Raw genomic sequence first — 22507 nt, 5'->3', positions numbered from 1 at the left:
TCGCCGGGCGTGGTGGCAGAAGGTGGAACGATCCATGGCAAACCCCTTACAAAGTGCTGCCGCCGGGGCAGCCGCTGATGCGGCGCGTCCGGTGCTGGAACTGTCTGACGTACGCAAGCGTTTTGGCGGCGTCGTCGCGCTGAACGGCGTCTCCTTCTCGCTGCGGGCTGGCGAGGTGCACGCGCTGGTCGGCGAAAACGGTGCCGGCAAGTCGACGCTCATCAAGATCCTGTGCGGCATCGTCAAGCGGGACGACGGCCAGATCGCTCTCGACGGAACCGCCTATGAACCCCACTCCCCGGCCGATGCCAAGGCGCATGGCATCCAGGTCGTGCACCAGGAATTCAACCTGCTGCCCTATCTGTCGGTGGCCGAGAATATCTGTTTCGAGGACATTCCGCGCAAACGCTTCGGCGTCGTCGACTACAAGGCCGTCTATGACAAGGCCCGTCAGGCGCTCGCTCGCATCGGGCTGGACGACATCGACGTCCGGCGGCCAGTCGAAACGCTCGGGGTAGCGCATCGCCAACTGGTCGAAATTGCCCGCGCGCTGATGGGTGAAAGCCGCATCCTGATCCTCGATGAGCCGACGGCTACGTTGACGGCACGCGAGACCGAGCGGCTCTTCGCCATCATTGATGGCCTGCGTGCCAAGGGCGTCGCCATCGTTTTCGTGTCGCACCATCTCAACGAAGTCTTTGCCAATTGCGATCGCGTCACGGTGTTACGCAATGGCGAATCCGTGATGACGGCCGACATCGCCGATATGACGCGGGAGAAACTGGTCGCTTCGATGGTTGGCCGCCAGCTTGCCGCCCAGATGGCAGAGACACGCAACCTCGACGCCAGCAGCCGCATCGCCTTGTCGCTGAAAAACCTTCGGCATCCGGCATCGCCGCATGCTGACGGTGTTTCACTCGACATGCGCTACGGCGAAATCCTCGGCATTGCCGGTCTGGTCGGCGCCGGCCGCACCGAGTTGCTGCGTGCGATCTTTGCTGCCGATCTGCCATTGTCAGGCACGCTGGAGCGCGACGGTCAGCCACGCCGTTATACGAGCCCCAAGGCAGCAATCCGCGACGGCATCGGCTTCCTGACGGAAGACCGCAAGGAGGAAGGCCTGATCCTCGCCATGTCCATCGCCGCCAATGTGAGCCTGGCCAATCTTGGCAAGGTCTCGCGGGCGGGCCTGCTCGACGCGGAAGCCGAGACCCGGCTGACCGAGAAACTCGGCAAGGAGATCAAGCTGAAATACGGCAAGACCGCCGATGCGGCTTCAACGCTGTCGGGTGGCAATCAGCAGAAGGTGGTCCTGGCCAAGTGGCTGGCCAACGATCCCAAGATCCTGCTGCTTGACGAACCGACACGCGGCGTCGACGTCGGCGCCAAGGCGGAAATCTACGCGCTGCTACGTGGTCTCGCCGACAAGGGCCTGGCCTTGCTTGTCGTGTCATCGGAACTGCCTGAACTGATCACGCTCTGCGACCGCATCCTGGTGATGTCGAAACACCGTATCGCCGGTGAGGTCGCACGCGAGGACTTCTCCGAAGAGCGTATCCTTTCCCTCGCCTACAAGGACGAGAACAACCATGGACGCCACTGAACTCAACAGCCCTTCGACCGGCTCGCTCGGCGCCACAGCCAAGACCGTGTTGCGGGAGGCCGGTATCGGCATTGCGCTGATCGTGCTGATCATCGTCTTTTCGCTGACGACGCAGCACTTCCTGACTTCATCCAACATCACCAACATCCTGACCCAGGTGACGATCAACCTCGTGCTCTCGATCGGCATGACCTTCGTCATCCTGATCGGCGGCATCGACCTGTCCGTCGGCTCGGTCCTGGCCTTTGCCGCGGTCGTCGCCGGCACGGTGATGACGCTTCCGGGTCTCGATCCATCGGTTGCTGTCATGCTCGCAACGCTCAGTGCCGTCGCGGCAGGCATCCTGTTTGGTCTGTTGAATGGCCTGGTCAGCGCCTGGTGGGGCATTCCCTCCTTCATCGTCACGCTGGGCACGCTGAACATTGCACGCGGCGCCGCGCTCCAGGTTACTGGCGCTTCGACCATCTATTCCTTTCCGGCTGCCTTCAACGCCTTCGGCTCGCAGACGATCTACGGTGTGCCGGTGTTGTTCCTGATCGCGCTGCTGCTTGTGGCCATCGGCTGGTTCGTGCTGACCCGCACGGTGTTCGGGCGCGTGCTCTACGGCATCGGCAACAATGAAGAAGCAACCCGCCTCGCCGGCCACAACGTGTTCTTCTACAAGGTAGCAGCCTTCACCATCTGCGGTGCGGCAGTCGGCATCGGCGCCATCATCTACATGGCGCGCCTCAACATTGCGAGCCCGATCATCGGCATCGGTTTCGAGCTCAACGCGATCGCTGCCGTCATCATCGGCGGCACCAGCCTGAGCGGCGGCCGCGGTTCGATCGTCGGCACATTGCTTGGCGCCTGCATCATCGGCGTGCTGGCTAACGGTCTTATCCTGCTTGGCCTGAGCGACTTCATGCGCCAGATGATCACCGGCTTCGTCATCATCCTCGCCGTCATCCTTGACAAATATCGCGAAAGGCTAACGAAAGCCTAGCGCATGACCCCGAAAATCGGAATCGATTTTCGGAAAGGATCATGCGCCAGATGAAAATGTTACAGCGACCTTTGCGCGTCCGAAGAGACGCGCGGCGCTCTAATGTGGCATGATCGCCACAACATTCGGGTGGGACCAGCGTGATCACATCAAGGACGTTGCCCGACAGGCGGGGGTTTCGATCGGAACGGTATCGCGCGTTCTGGCCAAGAACGAAACCGTGGGCGCGGCATTGCGGGAAAGGGTCGAGGCGACGATCCGCGAGCTCGACTTCAAGCCGAACCATGTGGCACGCGGCCTGCGCCGCCGCCGCACGGACATGATCGGCCTGGTGATCCCCGACATCACCAATCCGTTTTTTGCCGAGCTTGCCAAGCATGTCGAGGCCATCGCCTTCCGCTCCGGCCTGTCGGTGCTTCTGTCGATCACCAACGACGATCCCGAGATCGAGGTCGCGCAGATCGAAAGTCTGTTGAAAAGCCGCCCCACCGGGCTGATCGTGGTGCCGATCCAATCCGGCCAGTCGCGAGGCTGGAAGGGTGATACGGCGACCGTCGTCGTCGATCGTCGCCTGGCAGGCCACGGCCTGCTGTCCGTCGATCACCATGGCGGCGCCGCACTTGCCGCGGACCATCTGATCGGGCTCGGCCACCGCCGCATTGCCTACATTGCAGGCCCAGCTGACGCACCGGTTTCCCGGGCGCGCCGGGCGGGTTTTGTCGATCACCTCGACGCCGTGGGTATAAAGCCGGAGATCGTCGAGGGCCATTTCGACTACGTTTCCGGCGAAACACTCGGTCGCCGGTTGCTCGATCGCGCTCAGGCCATGCGGCCGACTGCCATTGCGACGGCCAACGACCAGCAGGCGATCGGCCTTCTGCGCACCGCCGACGATCTCGGCATCAAGGTGCCGGATGAGCTTTCCGTGATCGGCTTCGACGATATTCCGCTGGCCGGGCTGATAACACCCAGGCTCACAACCATCGGCCAGCCTGTCGAGGAGATCGCCAAACGCGCTGTCGCAGCGGCGATCGATGGCAGCGGAGCAGCTGCCGGGAACGACGATCTGCTTTCCGGAGTGCTTGTCATACGCAGTTCCACGGCGCCGGTCGGCAGGAAGACCACTGCCTAGAGCGTTTCCGTCCTTCACGGAAACGCGGAAACGCCCTGATATTGTTTTAACTGCAGTTTTGTAACGCCCGGTGATTCCACCTGGCTGCTCCAGCCTCAGCGAAAAGCCCCACGCAAAAAAGCCTCATCACCGCGCTTGACCCTCCACCTGGTGGAGACGTTAGGACGGTTCCATGAGCGAGAAAATGCACACGATCGGCGACCTTTCACGGATGAGCGGCATCTCGGTGCGGCGTATCCGTTTCTATTCCGACAAGGGACTGCTGCCCCCGGCAACCCGGACGTTCAGCAATTACCGGGTCTATTCCGATGCCGATGTCGCCCGCCTCGACCTGATCCGGGCCTTGCGGGAAGCAGGCATCGGTTTGGCCGCCATCCGCAAGATCCTGTCCCGGCATCTTTCGCTGAAAGAGGTCCTGGCCATGCGGCTGGATACACTGGAAGCCGAGATTGCCTCCCGCCGCCGTATCGCCTCCGTGCTGCGCACCACGCTCAAGATCGATCAGCCAACCGAAACCGACTTGAGGAGACTTTGGACGATGACGACCCTGTCACAGACACAGATGCGAAACATGATGGAACGGTTCTACGACAAGGTGGCCGCCAACGCCGACATGGGCGAAGACTGGAAGCGGCAGATGATCGATGCCTCGATGCCGGAATTGCCAGACGATCCGACGGCACACCAGATCGATGCGTGGAACGAGATCACCGCAATGATCACCGACGAGAGCTTCCTGGCCGAAATGCAGGCGGACACAGCCACGATGTGGAACGGTGAATTCGACCCGAAGGCTTACGCGGAAGCAGCGAATTCAATTCTGGCCAGCGTCAGGACCGCGATCGATGAAGGCAACGACCCACTCTCACCGACCGGTATCGCCATTGCTCGCGAATGGCTGGAGAAATCGGCGAAGGCAATGCAGCGCGAACCTGACCGCGCCTTCCTCGACTGGCATCTTGGACAATACCGCAAGCACCATGCCCGCTCGGCCCGCTACCAGGAACTGCTGGCCATCCTGCGTGGTGGGGAGCCGGATCGGAAACCCGGCAACGAATGGCAATGGATCAACCGGGCAATGACGCCGCTGCTATCTCCGCCCGGCCACTGATCGGCCCACGGAACACAGCCGGCGCTGCCTCGACAGGCGACGCCGGCTATCTCATTTGGACGGCGAGGCGTTACTGCGCGGTCCAGCCGCCGTCGACCGGCAGCGTCGTTCCGGTAATCTGCTTCGCCGCATCCGAGCAGAGGAACACCGAAAGCGCGGCGATCTCTTCCACCGTCACAAATTCCTTGGTCGGCTGGGCGGCCAGCAGCACATCATGCTTGACCTGTTCTTCCGTCATGTTGCGCGCCTTCATCGTGTCGGGAATCTGCTTCTCGACCAGCGGCGTCCACACATATCCCGGCGCTATCGCGTTGACGGTCACGCCATCCTGAGCGGCTTCGAGGGCTACCGTCTTGGTGAGACCGGCGATGCCATGCTTGGCCGAAACATAAGCCGACTTGAAAGGCGACGCGACCAGGGCATGAGCGGATGCCGTGTTGATGATGCGCCCCCATTTGCGCGCCTTCATGCCGGGCAGTGCCGCCTTGATCGCATAGAACGCCGCAAGCAGGTTGATGCGGATGATCGCCTCCCACTTGTCATCGGGGAATTCCTCGATTGGCGCGACGAACTGGATGCCGGCGTTGTTGACCAGGATGTCGACGCTGCCGAAGGCCTTTTCGGCCTCCTGAACCATCGCAGTCACTTCCTCGCCCTTCAGCATGTTGGCACCGGAATAGCGGCACTGGACGCCGAAATCCGCTTCGATCGCCAGGCGTTCCTTTTCGATCTCGGCGGGATCACCCAACCCGTTGATGGTGATGTTGGCGCCTTCGGCGGCAAAGGCTCGGGCAATGGCGAGGCCGATGCCGCTGGTCGAGCCGGTGACGAGCGCGTTCTTTGAAGTCAGGGAACCCATGATGATCTCTCGGCTGGCAGTTGAAGTGACATTCTAACTAGGTGCATTGCAGCAAGTTTCCATCACAAACATGTGTCGATTTCATTCTGGAACCGACAAACGACTGAAATCGTTCATGGACCCGACACAAACCCGTCATGCTGCCATGCAACATGACATTCGTTATTTCTGATGTGACATCCTTCAGTCCCGAGGTGACAGCTTGGAAATCGCCGACGTCGTGAAGCGCGCTTACGCCATGCCGCTGACCAATCCCTCCTTCCCGCCGGGCCCTTATCGTTTCTTCGACCGCGAGTATGTCATCATCACCTACCGCACCACGCGCGAAGCGCTGGAAGCGGTGGTACCAGCGCCGCTGGAAATCGACGGCGAGCCGCTGGTGAAATACGAATTCATCCGCATGCCGGACTCCACCGGTTTCGGCGACTACACCGAAAGCGGCCAGGTCATTCCCGTACGCTTCAATGGCGAGCACGGCGTCTACGTCCATTCCATGTATCTGGATGACGATGCGCCAATCGCTGGTGGCCGCGAGTTGTGGGGCTTCCCGAAGAAGCTGGCCAACCCGAAGATCGTCAACGAAGGCGAGGTCGTCGTCGGCACGTTGCACTATGGTTCGGTGCTCTGCGCCACCGGCACGATGGGCTACAAGCACCGCGAAGCCGATCGTGAGCAGGTGACGGCCGCGCTGAACGCACCGAACTTCCTGGTCAAGATCATTCCGCATGTCGACGGTACGCCGCGCATCTGCGAACTCGTGCGCTATCATCTGACGGACATCACCTTGAAGGAGGCCTGGACCGCCCCCGCGGCGCTCGATCTGCGCCCGCACGTCGTGGCCGATGTGGCACGCCTGCCGGTGCTCGAAGTCGTTTCGGCGCTGCATTTCACCGCCGACCTTACCCTCGGCCTCGGCGAGGTCGTTCACGACTACCTCGCCGGCGCGCGCTGACCTTTCAAATCATGTGCCGGAGTTGACCGTGCTGGACCGCAACAAAACCAAGGCGAACGCCGCCACCATCCAGGAAATCGCCTCGCAGTATGACCGCGTCGCGCTCGTGCTGCAGGGCGGCGGTGCGCTCGGCGCCTATCAGGCCGGCGTCTACCAGGCCTTGTCCGATGCCGGTTGCGAGCCGACATGGCTTTCCGGGGTTTCGATCGGAGCGATCAATGCCTCGATCATCGCCGGTAACGAGCCGAGCCGCCGCCTGCAACGGCTGGAACAGTTCTGGCAGACGATTTCCGGTCGCAAGATCTGGGCCTACACACCGGAAGGCGACATCTATCGCGACATCCGCAATCGCACCAGTTCGTGGATGACGATGACGATGGGACAACCCGGCTTCTTCAAGCCGCGTTTCCCCAATCCATGGCTGGAGCAGTCGGGGGCCGAAGGTGCAACCAGTTTCTATGACACGGCGGAATTGAAGGACACGCTCGAGCAGCTGATCGACTTTGATGTACTCAACGATGGCCGCAAGCGCCTGAGCGTCGGTGCCGTCAACGTGCGCACCGGCAACTTCGTCTATTTCGACACCGACAAGGTGCGTATCGGGCCAGAGCACATCATGGCTTCCGGTGCCTTGCCTCCTGCCTTCCCCGCGATCCGCATCGAAGGCGAATACTACTGGGACGGCGGCATCGTCTCGAACACGCCGCTGCAATACCTCCTCGACCAGGAGGAAGACCGCAGCTCGCTGGTTTTCCAGGTCGATCTGTTCAGCGCTCGCGGCGTGCTGCCGCGCGGCATGCCGGATGTGCTGTCGCGCCACAAGGACATCATGTATTCCAGCCGCACACGTCAGAACACCGACAATTTCAGGCGCATTCACGGCCTCAAGATGCAGCTTCTCGATGCGCTCAAGCGCGTGCCGGCTGAGATGCGTACTCCGGAGGAAGAGGCTCTGATCGCCGACTATTCCGATGCCGGGATCGTCAACATCATCCACCTCATCTACCAGCACAAGGGCTATGAGGGACACGCCAAGGACTACGAGTTCTCCGGCACCTCGATGCGCGAGCACTGGGACACGGGGCTGGAAGACACCCAGCGTACACTGCGACACCGTCAGTGGCTGACACCGCCCACGAATGTGGAAGGCGTGGCCATTCACGACCTGCACCGCGAGGATCCGAGCTGAAGCCGATCGGGCCAGGACCGCTGGAGCCATTTCAGCAAAGGTGCGTACCGGTTTACGTCCGGAAACGCTCCGGCATCAAAACCGCAGGCTGATACCAGCGCGGCGTAGCAGCCAATAGAACGTTGCGGTTGCCCCGATGCCGAGACCCACGGCCCACCAGAAACCGCTATCGCCCTGGGTGAACGGCAATCCCGCGGTGTTCATGCCGAAGATTCCGACCACCAGCGTACCCGGCAGAAGCAGTGCGCTCATCACGGCCATGGCCTTCAGGCTTCGGTTGGATTCGTCGGCCAGTTCGGCCGCCATTTCCTCCTGCAGCAACCTGGCACGGTCATTGATCATGACGATCTCGCGGTCGAGCCGTTCAAGCCGTGTCGACAGGCGCTGCAACACCGCGTGAGCAGTCGAGGAAAGCTGCCATTCGTCGCGATCTTCATCCTCGAACAGCGCAACCATGCCGGAAACCGGTCTGTGCAGGGCAACCGCCAGCCGGCGCACTTCCTTGAGCCGCCGCCGTTCATCGCTCAGCCGCTCGGTGACAAGATTGTCTTCCACTTCATCGAGCTGTCTTGCTGCTTCGCTGAGCCTCAGGCCGGTATTCTTGCAGAAGGCTCCGACGATCGCCTCGAACAGATCGAAGGCCGTCGGCAGCTTCAAGCCATCGCCGAGTGCGCGACGCAGCTGGTCGACACCCTCCAGGGAATGCCGGCGTCCGGTCACCAGCAGGCGTTCGGTGACCGCGAAATGCAGCCGGCCGATCGTGCTCGATCGCCGCTCGATATCCTTGTGCATGTCGGCTGACACGCCATGCACCACCCCGTCCTCATGACCGAGCACCAGGCTGTCGTGCCCTTCCAGTATGGCTCGCGACGCATGGGGCAGCCGGCAAGCGTGCCCCACCCAGCCATGCGCGCGCTGGTCGACCAGATCGACGTGCAGCCAAACCCATCCTTCATCTGCGGCGAGCGCGGCCTCGATATCCTTCTGCGCCAGAACCGTAGGTGGCTGGCCTGGCAATGCACGATAGGCAAAGATCAGGCCGGGCACCTGTTCGCTGCTCTCGTGTCCCGGAAGGTTGAAACGCGGCGCTTCATTCATCGATGCATGGAGCCTTGATTTGGTCGAGAACGATCAGAAAGTCCTTCGGGACAAAGTCCCGTGACAAAAACCACGAAAAGGCTGGCACGGTGAAGCCGCGCCAGCCTCGCTGGTCCGAGGCGGCGCGCGCCTAGAACAGAGCGCGCATCAGCACGAAGAGGCCGAAGGCCAGCGCAATCGAAGCCGGCAGCGTCAGTACCCAGGCCAGCAACATGTTGCGCACCGTCGACCACTGCAGGCCGGAACCGTTCGCAGCCATCGTTCCGGCAACACCCGACGACAGAACATGGGTGGTGGAGACCGGCAACCCGAGCATATCGGCGGCGCCGATCGTGCCCATGGCAACCAGTTCAGCGGAAGCACCCTGGCCGTAGGTCAGGTGCGTCTTGCCGATCTTTTCGCCAACGGTGACGACGATACGTCTCCAGCCGACCATCGTGCCGAGCCCGAGCGCCAGCGCGATCGCGATCTTGACCCAAAGCGGGATGAACTTGGTCGCGTTGTCGACGGCCTTGTGATAGGCGGTCACCACCTTCAGATCATCGGCTTCCATCGGCAGCAGCTTCTTCTTGTCGATCAGCTTCAGCGCTTCACCGATCAGGTAGATGTCGTTGCGCGCATTGCTGACCAGCTCGATCGGCAGCTTCTCGACCGACGGATAAGGCGACACCAGCGTGTTGGTCTGCTGGATGAAGGTTTGCAGTGCCGGGGTGGTCTGGTCGGTCCAGGTCTTCGTGCGAACAGCCTCACTGACGACGGCCTTGGCATCCGAGACAGTAACACCCGGCTTGACATATTTTCCGAGCACGGTGTCCACCTGTGCCGCAGCAGTCTTGTAGGCTTCGAGGTAATTCACGTCCGGCGTGCGGTTCAGCGCGAATGCAGTCGGAACCACGCCGATCAGGATCAGCATGATCAGACCCATGCCCTTCTGGCCGTCATTGGAACCATGGGCGAAGGATACACCCGTGCAGGTGAAGATGAGCAATGCACGGATCCACAATGGCGGTGGTGTGTTGCCCTTCGGAGCCTCGTAGAGCGCCTTGTTGCGGACGAGCAGCTTCATCACCAGAAGCAGCAGCGCTGCCATGCCGAAACCGAACAGCGGCGATATCAGCAGTGACATGCCGACTTCCGTCGCCTTCGTCCAGTCGACGCCGCTGGTGGCACTGCCGGCCGGTGCCAGGAACTGATTGGCGAGGCCCACGCCGACGATCGAACCGATCAGCGTGTGCGAGGACGAGGACGGCAGGCCGAGATACCAGGTACCGAGGTTCCAGATGATCGCCGCCGTCAGCAGCGAGAACACCATGGCAAGACCGGCGCTCGAGCCGACTTGCAGGATGAGTTCGACCGGCAGCAGCGAAATGATGCCGAAGGCGACAGCGCCACTGGCTGTAAGCACCCCCAGGAAATTAAAGAAACCCGACCACATCACGGCGAGTTCCGCCGGCATGGAATGCGTGTAGATCACGGTCGCGACCGCATTCGCGGTGTCGTGGAAGCCGTTGACGAATTCGAAGCCAAGCGCGATCAGCAGCGCGAGGCCGAGCAGGATCCACGGCACGGCCACGGCGCTGGTCAGATCCTGGCTCAGCGCATAGCCGACATAGGCCAGCCCGCCAATCACGATTGCCAGGAAAACCGGCATGAACCATTTTCCGACCATGCTTGGTCCCTCGAGCGGATGCTCGGGCCGCGGAATTCCTATTTCACTTGAAGTTACGTCCACCATTGTCCCGCTCCTTTTGCAGTGCAGCAAAATTCGATGGGAACCCTATTTAGGCCAGGTGAACCTGATGTGACGGCTTATCGCCTGCGTTCCGGGTCAAACAGGCGAGAGGCGGCTCAAGGCAAGAGTGCATATCCAATCGACCTCAATCCGAAAGATCAGACAGAACTGAAATTAAGGACCAAGTAATATTCAATATTTTATCGAAATTTCTCCGCTCTCGTTGGTGCTTTGTTAAGCAAACACCTGATCTACACTTTGTTTACCATTCGTCTTAACCGGTCCGCAATTGAAGTCTCGCAAGATGGGCCACGGTTCGAAAAGAAACCGTCGAACGAACGTCACAACCGGGCAAAGGGTACCACCATGACCAACCTTATTTCGCGCTTCTTCAAGGATGAATCGGGCGCCACCGCCATCGAATACGGCCTGATCGCCGCTCTCATCGCGCTCGCAATCATCACCGGCGCCACCACGCTTGGCAACAAGCTAAACAGCCAGTTCACGAACATCTCCAACTCGCTCAAGTAATGGCTTCGCGGCGTTTCCGGCCGATACCGGAGACGCCGTCGACCCTTGGGCTTAACTGATTAAGTCCGATGATGGCCCAGCTTCTTGTGCGTTTGTTCAGGATAAATCGGGCGCGACTGCCATTGGATACAGCCTGATTGCCACCTTGATCGCATTTGCGATCATTGGCGGGGCAACTACACTCGGCGATAAACTGAACACCCAGTTCAACATCTCCGACCAGGTCAAATGATGGCTTGATAGCCGCCGGCTGTGCATTGAAACGGGCTGCCCTTGGGTGGCCCGTTTCGCATGCGCGGTCGAAACTACCGGATGTCCGATTGCGGCGACCAAAGCGCATTGTACCGATGCAGGATGAGGCTGACGTGGACCTCCCGGCCAGCTGCACTATATAAGTTCGGATGATTGCCCGAACGATATGGTGGCGGACGATGAAACGGCATTACGCAACTGTCATCTGTGGACTGGGCCTAGCGGCTATCGCCAGTTTGCCAGCCGGAGCGCAATCCCTGCAGCCTGTACGCCCGGGCGTCAACTCGATCGGCCAGGTCGATCTGCAGGCGCTGCGAAACCAGATCCAGCGGCAGCAATTTCAGCAGCAGCAGCAAATATACCGTGAGATCGACCGGCAGGTCGTCACGCCACCACAGCCGGTGGCGCCGGCGCTCCGGCAACCTTGTCAATCGTCAGCCAATGGCGGTAGCGTGGTGGGTGGCTGTCGCTGACAAGACAGCATTGAATTTGCTTAGCCGTCTATTAGAATCCATAATGGGATTGCAGCACGCGAGCGATCGCGCGCATTGCCGATGTTTATGCTAGTTTGAGGTCTGCCTGAACCGCCAGGTGGGTTTGATTGGAAGCGCCATGGCGGCAACCAAGAAAAAGAGCGGGCGCGAAAATACGCCCAGGAAAAATACCGCTCCGACCGCAGCCAAGCCGTCGGTCGCAAAGCCGTTGCCGAAAAAGCTGGCGGTCGAGCAGGCCAAGAAAGGCAAGACGATCCGCCAGGTCGCCGCCATCCCCTTTCGCCAGGGAGCGGATAGCGGGATCGAAGTGATGTTGGTGACATCGCGCCAGACACAGCGTTTCATCGTCCCAAAGGGTTGGCCGATGCCAGGCAAGAGTGGCCGCAAGGCCGCCACCATCGAAGCCCAGGAGGAAGCGGGTGTCATCGGCAAGACGTTGAAACAGCCCGCCGGCAGCTATTCCTACTGGAAACGCCTGACGTCCAGTTTCGCGCGCGTCAATGTCACGGTCTATCTGCTCTCGGTCAGCGAGGAGTTGGCGAACTGGCCTGAGGCAAACACGCGCCAACGTGCCTGGCTCAAGGTGGACGATGCGGCCACATTGATCGACGAGCCGGAACTGGCAACGCTTCTGAAGACGCTGCGCCTGCCTGATGAATAGTTTGCTCGAAAGCGAGCGAACACTCAACTCACGTGGGCAGCCGTTCCAAAAGGATGGTGGGCTCCCCATGATAGGTCGTACGCAACACCTCGGCGTAGCCGGCTCTGAACGCCACGTTCAGTGAAGGCCCGTTTTCGGGAGCGATGATACAGACGGTGCGGGCGCCACCGAACGTCTCATCAGCCCAGGTGACCATGCGCGAAACAACCTCGCTGGCGATACCCTTGCCATGCGCCTCGGAGGCCAATACCCAGCCGGCTTCGGGCATCCCCTCCAGGGAAGGCGTTATGTCACGCTTCATGTCGTGAAAACCTGCCTCGCCGATAAAACGTCCAGTCGCCTTGTCTTCAATCGCCCAGTAGCCATAACCGATCAGAGACCACAGGCCGGCATGCCGCAGGAACCGCATCCAGCTTTCTTCACGTGTGCGCACCTTGCCGCCGATGAAGCGACACACGACGGGATCGGCCCACATCTGTGCATAGGCGTCAAAATCATCCAAAGCGTGAGCACGCAGGATGGTCCTTTCAGTCTCGAGGATCGCAGCGGTGCGAATTGTCGTTGTCATTGTCGCCTCCTGATTTCGGGTCGCACCTAACAGGCGGCGGATAGGGAACAAGGGCCAGTCGACAAGACACGCCCCGGCCAGCACGGTACCTCAACCTGGGAACAAATCAGCTCGGGCAGGCTCAGCCGTGCCAGGCCATGTTCATGTAGGCGCCGCCGCGCTTCAATTCGTCCAGCATCTGATTGAGCCGCTTCAGCCGTGTCTCCTCGCGTTTGGCTCGCGAGATCCAGCCCAGATAGTCATTCTTCTGGTAGTCGGGCCGCGCCGCATACGCGGCACCGAGCCCCTCCCGGTCGAGTGCGTCCCTGACATCATCAGGCATTGGATTGATTGCGCGTGTCAGCTTCGTCATCCGTCAACATTAGTCAGCCGCGCATAGAGATCAATTCAGCAGCGTGCGATTAGGCCGGCTGGGCATTTCTCTGCTGACAGCGTATGAAAATGCGATCGCGAAAGGGAATGCAGATGGAAACCACCGATCTCGTCCTGACCATCCTGCATCACCTGCTGGCCTTTTCGCTGGCTGGCGTGATCGCCGCCGAGTTCGTGCTCATACGCAACGAGTTGACGCCCGGCACATTGCGCCGCCTCGCCCGCGTCGATCGCCATTACGGCATGCTCGCCGTTCTGATCATCCTTGTCGGCATCGGCCGCGTCTTCCATGGCCTGAAAGGCTGGGAATTCTACGTCTACAACTGGGTGTTCTGGGTGAAGATGGCGATCTTTGCGACAGTCGGCCTGCTCTCTATTGTGCCTACGATTCGTTTCATCTCCTGGAACCGGCAGGCGACAGCGAGCCCTGCATTCCAGCCGCCTGGCCACGAACTGGCTTCGGTGCGCCGTTACATCTGGTTGGAAGCTCTGCTTTTCCTGGCGATCCCGGCTTTCGCGGCCGCCATGGCGCGTGGTTACGGCCTCTAAGGCTATCGGCTACAGCACTTCGCCAGCGGGTTCGAGCGGAGCCAGTTCGACCAAAGGCGCTGGGATGGCATTCGTCTTTTCAGCGGCCTTGCAGATGTCGGCGATGATGCACGCCTGACAGTCGGGCTTGCGCGCCTTGCAGACGTAGCGGCCGTGCAGGATCAGCCAGTGATGCGCATGGCGCATGTATTCATCCGGAATGATCCGGATGAGCCCCTCCTCGACCTGTTCCGGCGTCTTGCCGGGAGCAAGGCCGAGCCGATTGCCGATGCGCAGGATATGCGTGTCCACCGCCATCGTGTGCTGGCCGAAGGCCATGTTGAGCACGACGTTGGCGGTTTTCCTGCCGACCCCGGGCAGCTTGACGAGTTCGTCGCGGCTGTCAGGCACATCGCCGCCATAGTCGTCGATCAGCGCCTGCGAAAGCGCGATCACGTTCTTGGCCTTGTTGCGCCACAGGCCGATGGTGCGGATGTACTCGCCCACCTTGGCCTCGCCGAGCGCCAGCATCTTCTCCGGCGTGTCGGCGACCTTGAACAGAGGACGGGTTGCCTTGTTGACCCCTGCGTCGGTCGCCTGCGCCGACAGCACGACAGCCACCAGAAGCGTGAATGCGTTCACATGTTCGAGTTCGCCCTTCGGCTCCGGCCTTTGTATGGCAAAACGGCGGAAAATCTCGTGCACTTCGGCTGGCGTATAAGCCGATCTGCTGCGCGACGATTTCCTTGCTGGGGGCCGCGACGCCCCGTTGCGTTTGGACGTGGACCGATTTTCCGAACTGCGACGATCTTTGAGCTTGGGGACTGCCATGCGCTTCCTATAATATCACGCGATGAGCGATACAAATGCCCCTTTCGCTGCTGACGAACCGATCTTTCAGGCTTTGCTCATGCCGCACCGATCGCTGGGCCGCACGGGCTTCGCGATCCTGATCGGCGCGCTGCTGTTTTGCTGGGCCGTCACAGGCGTGGTCTTCCTGGCCAACGGCGCCTGGCCGATCTTCGGCTTCTTCGGCCTCGACGTTCTGGCCATCTATATCGCTTTCCGCCTGAACTATCGTGCGGCACGCGCCCGTGAGGAAGTCTCGGTGTCGCGTACGGCACTCGATATCCGCAAGACCGCACCTTCGGGCAGGACCGAGGAACACCACTTCAACCCGTTCTGGTCGCGCTTCTCGGTGGCCCGCCACACCGAGATCGGCATCACCGCAATGGCTGTCGAGTCGCGCGGTCAAAGCGTGGCGATCGGCGGCTTCCTCAACCCCGACGACCGGGAGAGCTTCGCCAAGGCTTTCACCCGCGCTCTCGCCACCGTCAAGGCACGCTGACCTTCGCAGGAAACGGGTGGAGACCGCCTGCGGAAACCCCGATATTCGCGTTCAAGAGCACGATCCCGGGAAGTTGCAGACTTTCCGGACAGGATCATGCGGCGAAACAGGAAGAAGGAGCAGAATGCGTTGCATTCTGCTCCGGGAGAAATTGCCATGAACGCTCATCTCGCTATGAATACCAAAATGCCGATGAAGATCGCCCCGACCCTCGAGAAGGACATCACGCCCGACGGCAGTGACTACGAGGTCGTGCGCCGCGCCATCGAAAAGATCAGCCTCGACTACCGCGACCAGCCGTCGCTGGAGGCTCTGGCCGAGGATGTTGGCGAAACGCCAACCGGCTTGCAGAAATTGTTCACCCGTTGGGCCGGGCTGTCACCGAAGGCCTTCCTGCAGGCCGTAACGCTCGACCACGCGCGCCGACTGCTCGATTCAGGCATGCCGCTGCTGGAAACCTCCCTTGAAGTCGGCATGTCCGGCCCAGGGCGGCTGCACGACCTGTTCGTGACGCACGAGGCGATGTCTCCGGGCGACTACAAGACCCGTGGTGAAGGACTGACCATTCGCTACGGCTTCCACCTCTCGCCTTTCGGGGTCGCGTTGATCATGGTCACCGATCGCGGCCTGGCCGGCCTCGCCTTCAATGACGCGGGCAGCGAGCAGGCCGCGTTCAAGGACATGTCGAGCCGCTGGCCGAACGCCAACTACGTCGAGGACATCAGCGCCACGGCTCCCTATGCCGCACGCATCTTCGATCCCGCCAGCTGGCGTTCCGACCAGCCGTTGCGTGTGGTGATGATCGGTTCGGATTTCCAGATCCGTGTCTGGGAGGCGTTGCTGCGTATCCCCATGGGCAAGGCCTGCACCTATTCGGCGATTGCCGCCGAGATCGGCCAGCCGACTGCCAGCCGTGCTGTCGGTGCAGCGGTCGGCGCCAACCCATTGTCCTTCGTGGTGCCTTGCCACCGGGCACTCGGCAAATCCGGCGCGCTCACCGGCTACCACTGGGGCTTGACCCGCAAGCGCGCCATTCTGGGCTGGGAGGCGGGTCAGCTTTCGGTCGGCGCGGCCTGACCCTGAAGGCCGGCCTCGCTTGAGAATGTCAGGGCGCGCCTAAGCGTTTGAGCGAATGCGAAGCGCTGCAAACCGCGACCCGAACAGGTTGATGCACAGGCCCGCAATGACAAGGCTGGAGGCGCCGAGCTTCCAGCCTTGCAGCGGTTCGCCAAGCAGTACGGCCGAGCCCAGAAAACCGAACACGGGCACCAGCAACGTGAACGGCGCGACCGTCGACACCGGATATTGGGCAAGCAGACTCGCCCAGACCGCGAAACCGAGCAGGGTCGACAGGTAGACGATGTAGGCGATCGAGCCGACCGATACCCAGTCGAGGTTGGTGAAGCTCGAAACGAGGTGGTCGGGATCGAGCAGCAGTGCAACCACCAGCAGGATCGGCAGCGCGAAAAGGCTGCCCCACACCACCAGCCCAAGCACGTTGGGGGTCGTCGAAAGCTGGGAAATCCGTTTTGAGACGATGTTGCCGCCGCCCCAGGAAGCAGCTGCTGCGACGAGCAGGACGAGACCGATCACGCTGACGTCGCCCCCGACATTGAAGGCCACCACGCCGACACCGGCGAAGGCCAGCAACGCGCCGGCCAGCTGCCATATCGTCGGCCGCTCGCCAAGCAGCAGCACCGACAGGCCAATGGTGAAAAACACCTGCAACTGCAGGATGAGCGAGGACAGCCCCGCACTCATGCCAAGCTTCATGCCGGTGAACAGGAAGCCGAACTGCATGGCAAAGATCAGAAGCCCATAGAGCGCGATCAGACGCAAGGGCACCTTGGGACGCGGAATAAAGAACACCCACGGAAAGGCCGCGAGCACAAAACGCGCCACGCCCAGCGCCAACGGCGAGACCTGCCTCAACCCGAGCTTGATAATGGCAAAGTTGACGCCCCAGATGAAAACGATGCCGAGGGCCAGCAGAAGATGACGCAGGCGCATGGTTCAATTTTCCTGATGAAACCATTTAAATAATTGAATTTATTGTTTTATTTTACCCGTGCAACGACAAATCCGCAAGGTGGCCTCCTTGCTGGCGACATCACGCCTGATGTCCGAACCATTGCGCAGGGGAAGGAGGGCCTGCTTAACGGCAAATCGGTTTCCTTCGACGAGGAGAAACGCTAGGGTCCGCGCCAAAACAAGCTCAGAACAATCCTGAGGGGCCCGCCTTGATCGTCACCATCGGTTCCATCAACCTCGACCTTATCGTCACGGTCGAGCGCCTGCCTGGTCCTGGCGAAACAGTGCCCGGAAGCTCCTTCACAACCGCACCGGGCGGCAAGGGCGCCAACCAGGCACTGGCCGCCGCGCGCGCCGGCGCCAAGGTGCGCATGGTGGGTGCGGTTGGCAAGGATGGCTTCGCCAGTGATGCGCTGGCACTGCTGGAATCCGGCAATGTCGACCTGTCGGCCGTTGCCCGAACGCACAGCTCCACCGGCACAGCCCATATCCTGGTTGGCGGCGATGGCGAGAACATGATCGCGGTGGTCGCCGGCGCCAACGACGCCGTGCTGCCCGGCGACATCGTCAAGGCGCAGCTCAAAAAGGGCGATGTCGTCCTGCTGCAGCACGAGATCCCGCTCAAGACCGTGGAGACGGCACTCGAAGCGGCAAGAGACGCTGGCGCGATCACCGTGCTCAACACGGCACCCGCTCGTGGAGAAGCCGCCGCGTTGCTCGCCAAGGCCGACTATGTCGTGGCCAACGAGACCGAGTTCGACCTCTACTGCCAGCCGCTCGGGTTGACGGGAGCGGATCGTCCGGAACGCATGCGCGCCTATGCAAGGAAAACCGGCCGCACCATCGTCGTCACCCTCGGCGGCGAAGGTGTTCTGGCTGCGACCGGCGAAGAATTCCTGAAAGTACCGGCCCTCAAGATCGTTCCAGTGGATACGGTCGGCGCCGGCGACACGTTCTGCGGCTATCTGGCGGCGGGACTGGAATCCGGCCTGACATTGGAGGCGGCTCTGATCCGCGCAGCCGCGGCTGGTTCGCTCGCATGCCTGAAGCCAGGCGCCCAGCCGGCAATCCCGCAGGCTACAGAAGTCGAGGCGGCACTCGGCGCGGACAATCGCTGATATGACCAGCTCTCGTCCCGAAAGCCGGCATGCCGTTCCACCGGCAGGTGCCATCTGTTCCCTGAGCGCAGTCGATCTCGCCGCAGCGATCCGCGAACGACGGCTCTCGGTGCGCGAGGTCGTCACTGCCTTCCTCGATCGCATCGAGGCGCTCAACCCCAAGGTCAACGCAATCGTCTCACTGCGCGATCGCGCCGACCTGCTCGTCGAGGCAGATGCCGCGGATAGCCATCTTGCTGCGGGAGGTAAAACCGGCAGCTTGTTCGGCCTGCCCATCGCCATCAAGGATCTCGCCCAGACGAAGGGCCTCAAGACCACGTTCGGCTCACCGATCTTTGCCGATCTCGTTCCCGAGGCCGACGAGTACTTCGTCGAGCGCATGCGCAACGCCGGCGCCATCGTCATCGGCAAGACCAATGTGCCGGAGTTCGGCCTCGGCTCAAACACCTACAATCCCGTCTTCGGACCGACCCTCAATGCCTTCGATCCGGCATGGACGGCTGGCGGATCCAGTGGCGGCGCGGCTGTCGCGCTGGCGCTCGACCTCGTACCGCTGGCTGATGGCAGCGATTTCGGCGGCTCGCTGCGCAATCCCGGCGCCTACAACAATGTCTTCGGCTTCCGCCCGTCGCAGGGACTGGTTCCGGGTGGCCCCGGTTTCGAGGTCTTCCATGCGCAGATGGGCGTCGAAGGACCGATGGGCCGCAGCGTGCGCGACATGGCACTCCTGCTCGACGTGCAGGCCGGCTATCATCCGCAAGCACCCCTGTCTTACGATCCGCAGCGATCATTCCTCGACGGCATCGGTGACGGCATGGCAACCGGCGGCAAGATCGGCTGGCTGGCTGATTTCGGCGGTCATCTGCCCATGGAGGATGGCATCCTCGATCTCTGCGAGGCAGCGCTGCAGCGGTTTTCCGGCATCGGCTTCGAAGTCGAACCGCTATTGCCCGACGTCGATTTCGAGGCCCTGTGGCAGGCTTTCGTGACACTGCGCCAGTCTTCCAGCGGCTGCGGGCTGAAACTGCTCTATGACGATCCGGCGAAGCGCGTGCTGTTGAAGCCGGAGGCCGTTTGGGAGGCTGAGGGAGCCGCCCGCCTCTCCGCGCCCCAGATCCATGCTGCAGCGATGCAGCGTACCGCCTGGCATCGTACGCTGCTGGCGCTGTTCGAGCGCTACGACTTGCTGGCACTGCCGACGGCGCAGGTATTCCCGTTCGAGGTCTCGACGCATTGGCCACGCCAAGTCGCTGGCCGCGCCATGGACAGCTACCATCGCTGGATGCAGGTCACAGCGTTCGCGACCCTGGGCGGCTGCCCGACCGCGAACGTGCCGGCAGGCTTCGATGCGAAGGGCCGGCCGATGGGCATGCAACTGATCGGCAGGCCACGCAGCGACCTTGCCGTCCTGCGTGCCGCTGCAGCCTATGAAACCACGCTGCCCTGGAAAACCGGCGCCTCGCCCGAAAGCTAGCCGTTTCTCGACCTGCAAAAGTCACGCTTGACTAATCCATAGCTCGCCAGTTATACGTCAATCCATAGCCAATGGGTTATTGATTTCAATGACGGACGCGCGTGACCTGTTGTTCAGAACTCTCGCCGACCCGACACGTCGGGCAATTTTCGAGCGGCTCTGCCGTAGCGGAGAGCAGACTGTCGGCGCCCTGACAACGCATGCCGGCGTGTCGCAACCCGCCGTCTCGAAACATCTGGGTGTGCTGAAACAGGCGGGTCTGGTGCGCGACCGCCATGAAGGTCGCCAGACGCATTACAGCGCCCAGCTTGCTGCGCTGTCCCCGCTGGTCGACTGGACAAAGGAAATGGCCGGCTTCTGGGAAAGTCGTTTCGACGACCTCGAAGACCTGCTGAAAAGGATGGATCAATGAGCGAAACACGCACCGTCATCGTTGAACGGGAGATCCCGTTCCCGCCGGAAAAACTGTGGCGCGCGCTGACGCAGCCGCACCTGATCGAGGAGTGGTTGATGAAGAACGATTTCAAACCCGTTGTCGGCCACCGCTTCAACCTGCGTGGCGAATGGGGCGGCGTGCTGGACTGCGAAGTGCTGGCCATCGAGCAGCACAAGACCCTCTCCTACCGCTGGGACTTCGCCCATGACGACCCGGCCTATGGTATGAAAAGCGTGGTCACCTTCACGCTGAGAGCCACAGAGAAGGGAACACATCTGCGCATGGAACAGTCAGGCTTCCGGCCGGATCAGAAGCAGGCCTTCGGCGGCGCCAAGGCTGGCTGGCAGCAGTTCTTCACAAATCTCGAACAGCTGCTGGCCAAGAGCGACTAGGTGCCCAGGCCAGCAGGGGCTTCACCCGACTTGGAAAAGAGAGAACCATGATCTGGAACAAATGGATTCGACAGTCCCATCGCTGGCTGTCGATCATCTTCACCGCCACGGTCGCCGCCAATTTCATCGCCATGGCGATGGGGCAGCCTCCCGCATGGGTTGTCTATTCGCCGCTGCTTCCGCTCTTCCTGCTGCTGTTCAGCGGGCTCTACATGTTCGTTCTGCCCTACATCGCCAAGGGCCGCGACGGCCAACCCACCAGCGGATAGGACCGACAGCGATGACGGATGGAAAAGCTCAGAAACCAACAAAGAACACGAAGCAGGCTACCAGGGTCGATCCGGACAAGCCGGTTCTGCTTTCGGGCGGCAACCCGCAGATCGCCAAAGGATATGGCGACGCGCCGGTGCAGGCATACATCGCCGCAGCACCCGGCTGGAAGCGCGATGTCACCCGCCGCCTGGACGCCATCATCGAAAAGACAGTTCCCGGCCTGCGCAAGGCGGTGAAATGGAACTCGCCGCTCTACGGCGCAGCCGACGAAGGCATGGGCTGGTTCCTCGGCATCCATCTCTTCAACAGTTATGTGAAGGTATCCTTCTTTCGTGGCGCATCCCTGAACCCGATCCCACCAGGCACCTCAAAGCAGAAAGAGGTGCGCTACTACGACGTCTACGAGGACAAGCTCGACGAAGCACAGTTTGCCGACTGGGTCAGGCAGGCCAGCCAGCAGCCGGGCGAGAAAATGTAGCTGGTGGACGGCCCGGGGCCAGCGCACCAATCCCACCGAAAAAGACGAAACAATCGAGGAGGCACAATGCTCTTTCTGGTGCTGATTTATCAGGACGAGGCGAAGATGGCGGCGGCAACAGCCGACGAACAACAAGCCATCGGGCGCGACTACGGCGAATTCAACACGTTCCTTGCCGAAAGCGGCGCCTTACGCGGGACGGCCACATGGCCCGCCGGCGTCTCGACTATCCGCTCGCACGACGGCAAGGCGCTCGTCATGGAAGGATCCTACCAGGCGGCCGGTGACCGGGTTGCCGGCTTCTTTCTCATAGAGGTCGCGGATATGGTTGCCGCAATCGAGTTCGCCAGGCGTGTGCCCGGCGTGCAATATGGCGGCGTCGAAATTCGACCGGTTCAGGGGTAGACGTCATGACAAAGAACTCAACCGCTCCCGAAGAGACCAGCCCCTCTGAATTGATCGACCAGACCATCAAGGCGCTGGGTGATTGGCGTGGCGAGACGCTTGCCCGGCTGCGCGCGCTGATCAGGCAGGCCGATCCCGATGTTGTCGAAGAGGTGAAGTGGCGCAAGCCGTCCAACTCCATGCTCGGCGTCCCTGTCTGGGAACATGACGGCATGATCTGCACCGGCGAGACCTACAAGGCAGCCGTGAAGCTGACCTTTGCCAAAGGCGCCTCGGTCGAAGACCCTTCCGGGCTGTTCAATTCCAGCCTCGACGGCAACACGAGGCGTGCCATCGATTTCCACAAAGACGACGCGATCGACGAAGATTCCTTCAAGGCGCTCATCCGCGCCGCCGTGGCCGTCAACACGGCTCAGGCCGCGAAGAAGTCGAAGAAGGCCTGAGGCGCGACGCGGTTTTCTGCGACCGAGCGAGGCTCGCCTCGC

The 22507-nt window shown here is 61.4% G+C and carries 28 protein-coding genes; 20 read left to right on the top strand and 8 right to left on the bottom strand.

Going from position 1 to position 22507, the window contains the following annotated elements:
• The first annotated feature begins 34 nt into the window (after nucleotides 1–34).
• The 4 genes from C1M53_RS17060 (at nucleotide 35) to C1M53_RS17045 (ending at nucleotide 4831) form a co-directional block, all read left to right on the top strand.
• A complete protein-coding gene (locus tag C1M53_RS17060; protein WP_129413318.1) occupies nucleotides 35–1603 on the top strand; it encodes a sugar ABC transporter ATP-binding protein in 1569 nt (522 codons plus the stop codon).
• Nucleotides 1590–2588, top strand: coding sequence for an ABC transporter permease (locus C1M53_RS17055; RefSeq protein WP_129413317.1), 999 nt, complete (start codon nucleotides 1590–1592; stop codon nucleotides 2586–2588). Before C1M53_RS17060 ends, C1M53_RS17055 begins: the two co-directional genes overlap by 14 nt.
• A gap of 109 nt (nucleotides 2589–2697) precedes the next feature.
• Nucleotides 2698–3720 (top strand): LacI family DNA-binding transcriptional regulator, encoded by a 1023-nt coding sequence (locus tag C1M53_RS17050; RefSeq protein ID WP_129413316.1) that lies wholly within the window; start codon nucleotides 2698–2700, stop codon nucleotides 3718–3720.
• A 172-nt stretch (nucleotides 3721–3892) separates the two neighbouring features.
• Nucleotides 3893–4831 carry a MerR family transcriptional regulator gene (locus tag C1M53_RS17045; protein WP_129413315.1) on the top strand — a complete coding sequence of 313 codons (939 nt, stop codon included), beginning with the start codon at nucleotides 3893–3895 and terminating at the stop codon, nucleotides 4829–4831.
• 70 nt (nucleotides 4832–4901) lie between these two features.
• On the opposite strand, the gene C1M53_RS17040 is transcribed toward C1M53_RS17045, so the two are convergent.
• Nucleotides 4902–5690 carry a 3-hydroxybutyrate dehydrogenase gene (locus tag C1M53_RS17040; protein WP_129413314.1) on the bottom strand — a complete coding sequence of 263 codons (789 nt, stop codon included), beginning with the start codon at nucleotides 5688–5690 and terminating at the stop codon, nucleotides 4902–4904.
• Between the two features lie 202 nt (nucleotides 5691–5892).
• Here C1M53_RS17040 and C1M53_RS17035 point away from each other — a divergent pair, with 202 nt between their 5' ends.
• Together C1M53_RS17035 and C1M53_RS17030 are read left to right on the top strand one after the other, a co-directional pair.
• Nucleotides 5893–6642 carry an acetoacetate decarboxylase gene (locus tag C1M53_RS17035; protein ID WP_129413313.1) on the top strand — a complete coding sequence of 250 codons (750 nt, stop codon included), beginning with the start codon at nucleotides 5893–5895 and terminating at the stop codon, nucleotides 6640–6642.
• A 28-nt stretch (nucleotides 6643–6670) separates the two neighbouring features.
• Complete coding sequence (locus tag C1M53_RS17030; RefSeq protein WP_129413312.1) at nucleotides 6671–7831, top strand: patatin-like phospholipase family protein; 1161 nt, start codon at nucleotides 6671–6673, stop codon at nucleotides 7829–7831.
• 75 nt (nucleotides 7832–7906) lie between these two features.
• On the opposite strand, the gene C1M53_RS17025 is transcribed toward C1M53_RS17030, so the two are convergent.
• A complete protein-coding gene (locus C1M53_RS17025; RefSeq protein WP_129413311.1) occupies nucleotides 7907–8929 on the bottom strand; it encodes a transporter in 1023 nt (340 codons plus the stop codon).
• A gap of 130 nt (nucleotides 8930–9059) precedes the next feature.
• The gene (locus tag C1M53_RS17020; RefSeq protein WP_129413310.1) at nucleotides 9060–10664 is read right to left on the bottom strand and encodes an inorganic phosphate transporter; all 1605 of its coding nucleotides are present in this window, start codon (nucleotides 10662–10664) and stop codon (nucleotides 9060–9062) included.
• 363 nt (nucleotides 10665–11027) lie between these two features.
• On the opposite strand from C1M53_RS17020, the gene C1M53_RS17015 reads away from it, so the two are divergent.
• Both C1M53_RS17015 and C1M53_RS17010 read left to right on the top strand, forming a co-directional pair.
• Nucleotides 11028–11192 (top strand): Flp family type IVb pilin, encoded by a 165-nt coding sequence (locus C1M53_RS17015; RefSeq protein WP_129413309.1) that lies wholly within the window; start codon nucleotides 11028–11030, stop codon nucleotides 11190–11192.
• Between the two features lie 58 nt (nucleotides 11193–11250).
• Nucleotides 11251–11424 (top strand): Flp family type IVb pilin, encoded by a 174-nt coding sequence (locus C1M53_RS17010; RefSeq protein ID WP_129416220.1) that lies wholly within the window; start codon nucleotides 11251–11253, stop codon nucleotides 11422–11424.
• A gap of 238 nt (nucleotides 11425–11662) precedes the next feature.
• Here C1M53_RS17010 and C1M53_RS17005 read toward each other — a convergent pair whose 3' ends face one another.
• Nucleotides 11663–11866 (bottom strand): hypothetical protein, encoded by a 204-nt coding sequence (locus C1M53_RS17005; protein ID WP_129413308.1) that lies wholly within the window; start codon nucleotides 11864–11866, stop codon nucleotides 11663–11665.
• Between the two features lie 190 nt (nucleotides 11867–12056).
• Between C1M53_RS17005 and C1M53_RS17000 the strand changes: the two genes are divergently transcribed.
• Nucleotides 12057–12599 (top strand): NUDIX hydrolase, encoded by a 543-nt coding sequence (locus C1M53_RS17000; RefSeq protein WP_129413307.1) that lies wholly within the window; start codon nucleotides 12057–12059, stop codon nucleotides 12597–12599.
• 28 nt (nucleotides 12600–12627) lie between these two features.
• On the opposite strand, the gene C1M53_RS16995 is transcribed toward C1M53_RS17000, so the two are convergent.
• The gene (locus tag C1M53_RS16995) at nucleotides 12628–13167 is read right to left on the bottom strand and encodes a GNAT family N-acetyltransferase (protein ID WP_129413306.1); all 540 of its coding nucleotides are present in this window, start codon (nucleotides 13165–13167) and stop codon (nucleotides 12628–12630) included.
• A 121-nt stretch (nucleotides 13168–13288) separates the two neighbouring features.
• On the bottom strand, nucleotides 13289–13489 hold the full coding sequence (locus C1M53_RS16990; RefSeq protein WP_129413305.1) for a YdeI/OmpD-associated family protein: 201 nt from the start codon (nucleotides 13487–13489) through the stop codon (nucleotides 13289–13291).
• A gap of 143 nt (nucleotides 13490–13632) precedes the next feature.
• Here C1M53_RS16990 and C1M53_RS16985 point away from each other — a divergent pair, with 143 nt between their 5' ends.
• The gene (locus C1M53_RS16985; protein ID WP_129413304.1) at nucleotides 13633–14088 is read left to right on the top strand and encodes a DUF2214 family protein; all 456 of its coding nucleotides are present in this window, start codon (nucleotides 13633–13635) and stop codon (nucleotides 14086–14088) included.
• Nucleotides 14089–14097: 9 nt separating this feature from the next.
• Here C1M53_RS16985 and nth read toward each other — a convergent pair whose 3' ends face one another.
• Nucleotides 14098–14898 (bottom strand): endonuclease III, encoded by an 801-nt coding sequence (gene nth / locus C1M53_RS16980; RefSeq protein ID WP_129413303.1) that lies wholly within the window; start codon nucleotides 14896–14898, stop codon nucleotides 14098–14100.
• A gap of 22 nt (nucleotides 14899–14920) precedes the next feature.
• Between nth and C1M53_RS16975 the strand changes: the two genes are divergently transcribed.
• Nucleotides 14921–15415 carry a DUF2244 domain-containing protein gene (locus tag C1M53_RS16975; RefSeq protein ID WP_129413302.1) on the top strand — a complete coding sequence of 165 codons (495 nt, stop codon included), beginning with the start codon at nucleotides 14921–14923 and terminating at the stop codon, nucleotides 15413–15415.
• Nucleotides 15416–15589: 174 nt separating this feature from the next.
• Nucleotides 15590–16492, top strand: coding sequence for a bifunctional helix-turn-helix domain-containing protein/methylated-DNA--[protein]-cysteine S-methyltransferase (locus C1M53_RS16970; RefSeq protein WP_129416219.1), 903 nt, complete (start codon nucleotides 15590–15592; stop codon nucleotides 16490–16492).
• 39 nt (nucleotides 16493–16531) lie between these two features.
• On the opposite strand, the gene C1M53_RS16965 is transcribed toward C1M53_RS16970, so the two are convergent.
• Nucleotides 16532–17425, bottom strand: a complete 894-nt coding sequence (locus C1M53_RS16965; RefSeq protein ID WP_129413301.1) for an EamA family transporter — start codon at nucleotides 17423–17425, stop codon at nucleotides 16532–16534.
• A gap of 230 nt (nucleotides 17426–17655) precedes the next feature.
• Here C1M53_RS16965 and C1M53_RS16960 point away from each other — a divergent pair, with 230 nt between their 5' ends.
• From C1M53_RS16960 to C1M53_RS16925, 8 genes are all read left to right on the top strand, one after another.
• Complete coding sequence (locus C1M53_RS16960) at nucleotides 17656–18564, top strand: ribokinase (RefSeq protein WP_129413300.1); 909 nt, start codon at nucleotides 17656–17658, stop codon at nucleotides 18562–18564.
• Between the two features lies 1 nt (nucleotide 18565).
• A complete protein-coding gene (locus C1M53_RS16955) occupies nucleotides 18566–20038 on the top strand; it encodes an amidase (RefSeq protein WP_129413299.1) in 1473 nt (490 codons plus the stop codon).
• An 88-nt stretch (nucleotides 20039–20126) separates the two neighbouring features.
• The gene (locus tag C1M53_RS16950; protein ID WP_129413298.1) at nucleotides 20127–20450 is read left to right on the top strand and encodes a metalloregulator ArsR/SmtB family transcription factor; all 324 of its coding nucleotides are present in this window, start codon (nucleotides 20127–20129) and stop codon (nucleotides 20448–20450) included.
• Nucleotides 20447–20866 (top strand): SRPBCC domain-containing protein, encoded by a 420-nt coding sequence (locus C1M53_RS16945; RefSeq protein WP_129413297.1) that lies wholly within the window; start codon nucleotides 20447–20449, stop codon nucleotides 20864–20866. Before C1M53_RS16950 ends, C1M53_RS16945 begins: the two co-directional genes overlap by 4 nt.
• 47 nt (nucleotides 20867–20913) lie before the next feature.
• Entirely contained in the window at nucleotides 20914–21135 is a 222-nt protein-coding gene (locus C1M53_RS16940; protein ID WP_129413296.1) for a hypothetical protein, read from the top strand.
• Nucleotides 21136–21146: 11 nt separating this feature from the next.
• Complete coding sequence (locus C1M53_RS16935) at nucleotides 21147–21617, top strand: DUF1801 domain-containing protein (protein WP_129413295.1); 471 nt, start codon at nucleotides 21147–21149, stop codon at nucleotides 21615–21617.
• 66 nt (nucleotides 21618–21683) lie between these two features.
• Nucleotides 21684–22022: a YciI family protein gene (locus tag C1M53_RS16930; RefSeq protein WP_129413294.1), complete on the top strand. Its 339-nt coding sequence runs from the start codon at nucleotides 21684–21686 to the stop codon at nucleotides 22020–22022.
• Nucleotides 22023–22027: 5 nt separating this feature from the next.
• Nucleotides 22028–22465, top strand: coding sequence for a DUF1801 domain-containing protein (locus C1M53_RS16925; RefSeq protein ID WP_129413293.1), 438 nt, complete (start codon nucleotides 22028–22030; stop codon nucleotides 22463–22465).
• Nucleotides 22466–22507 lie beyond the last annotated feature (42 nt).

The sequence above is a fragment of the Mesorhizobium sp. Pch-S genome (assembly GCF_004136315.1).
GTDB lineage: Bacteria > Pseudomonadota > Alphaproteobacteria > Rhizobiales > Rhizobiaceae > Mesorhizobium.
Note: the sequence above shows the minus strand (reverse complement) of the source record. Positions and strands in the feature narration are given on the sequence as shown.

Coding starts and splice junctions, on each gene's coding strand:
- C1M53_RS17040 (WP_129413314.1), bottom strand. CDS start 5,690: ATGGGTTCCCTGACTTCAAAGAACGCGCTCGTCACCGGCTCGACCAGC.
- C1M53_RS17020 (WP_129413310.1), bottom strand. CDS start 10,664: ATGGTGGACGTAACTTCAAGTGAAATAGGAATTCCGCGGCCCGAGCAT.
- C1M53_RS17025 (WP_129413311.1), bottom strand. CDS start 8,929: ATGAATGAAGCGCCGCGTTTCAACCTTCCGGGACACGAGAGCAGCGAA.
- C1M53_RS17000 (WP_129413307.1), top strand. CDS start 12,057: ATGGCGGCAACCAAGAAAAAGAGCGGGCGCGAAAATACGCCCAGGAAA.
- C1M53_RS17045 (WP_129413315.1), top strand. CDS start 3,893: ATGAGCGAGAAAATGCACACGATCGGCGACCTTTCACGGATGAGCGGC.
- C1M53_RS17060 (WP_129413318.1), top strand. CDS start 35: ATGGCAAACCCCTTACAAAGTGCTGCCGCCGGGGCAGCCGCTGATGCG.
- C1M53_RS17055 (WP_129413317.1), top strand. CDS start 1,590: ATGGACGCCACTGAACTCAACAGCCCTTCGACCGGCTCGCTCGGCGCC.
- C1M53_RS16995 (WP_129413306.1), bottom strand. CDS start 13,167: ATGACAACGACAATTCGCACCGCTGCGATCCTCGAGACTGAAAGGACC.
- C1M53_RS16945 (WP_129413297.1), top strand. CDS start 20,447: ATGAGCGAAACACGCACCGTCATCGTTGAACGGGAGATCCCGTTCCCG.
- C1M53_RS16990 (WP_129413305.1), bottom strand. CDS start 13,489: ATGCCTGATGATGTCAGGGACGCACTCGACCGGGAGGGGCTCGGTGCC.
- C1M53_RS16950 (WP_129413298.1), top strand. CDS start 20,127: ATGACGGACGCGCGTGACCTGTTGTTCAGAACTCTCGCCGACCCGACA.
- C1M53_RS17015 (WP_129413309.1), top strand. CDS start 11,028: ATGACCAACCTTATTTCGCGCTTCTTCAAGGATGAATCGGGCGCCACC.
- C1M53_RS16925 (WP_129413293.1), top strand. CDS start 22,028: ATGACAAAGAACTCAACCGCTCCCGAAGAGACCAGCCCCTCTGAATTG.
- C1M53_RS16955 (WP_129413299.1), top strand. CDS start 18,566: ATGACCAGCTCTCGTCCCGAAAGCCGGCATGCCGTTCCACCGGCAGGT.
- C1M53_RS16975 (WP_129413302.1), top strand. CDS start 14,921: ATGAGCGATACAAATGCCCCTTTCGCTGCTGACGAACCGATCTTTCAG.
- C1M53_RS16930 (WP_129413294.1), top strand. CDS start 21,684: ATGCTCTTTCTGGTGCTGATTTATCAGGACGAGGCGAAGATGGCGGCG.
- C1M53_RS16935 (WP_129413295.1), top strand. CDS start 21,147: ATGACGGATGGAAAAGCTCAGAAACCAACAAAGAACACGAAGCAGGCT.
- nth (WP_129413303.1), bottom strand. CDS start 14,898: ATGGCAGTCCCCAAGCTCAAAGATCGTCGCAGTTCGGAAAATCGGTCC.
- C1M53_RS16965 (WP_129413301.1), bottom strand. CDS start 17,425: ATGCGCCTGCGTCATCTTCTGCTGGCCCTCGGCATCGTTTTCATCTGG.
- C1M53_RS17050 (WP_129413316.1), top strand. CDS start 2,698: ATGATCGCCACAACATTCGGGTGGGACCAGCGTGATCACATCAAGGAC.
- C1M53_RS16940 (WP_129413296.1), top strand. CDS start 20,914: ATGATCTGGAACAAATGGATTCGACAGTCCCATCGCTGGCTGTCGATC.
- C1M53_RS16970 (WP_129416219.1), top strand. CDS start 15,590: ATGAATACCAAAATGCCGATGAAGATCGCCCCGACCCTCGAGAAGGAC.
- C1M53_RS16985 (WP_129413304.1), top strand. CDS start 13,633: ATGGAAACCACCGATCTCGTCCTGACCATCCTGCATCACCTGCTGGCC.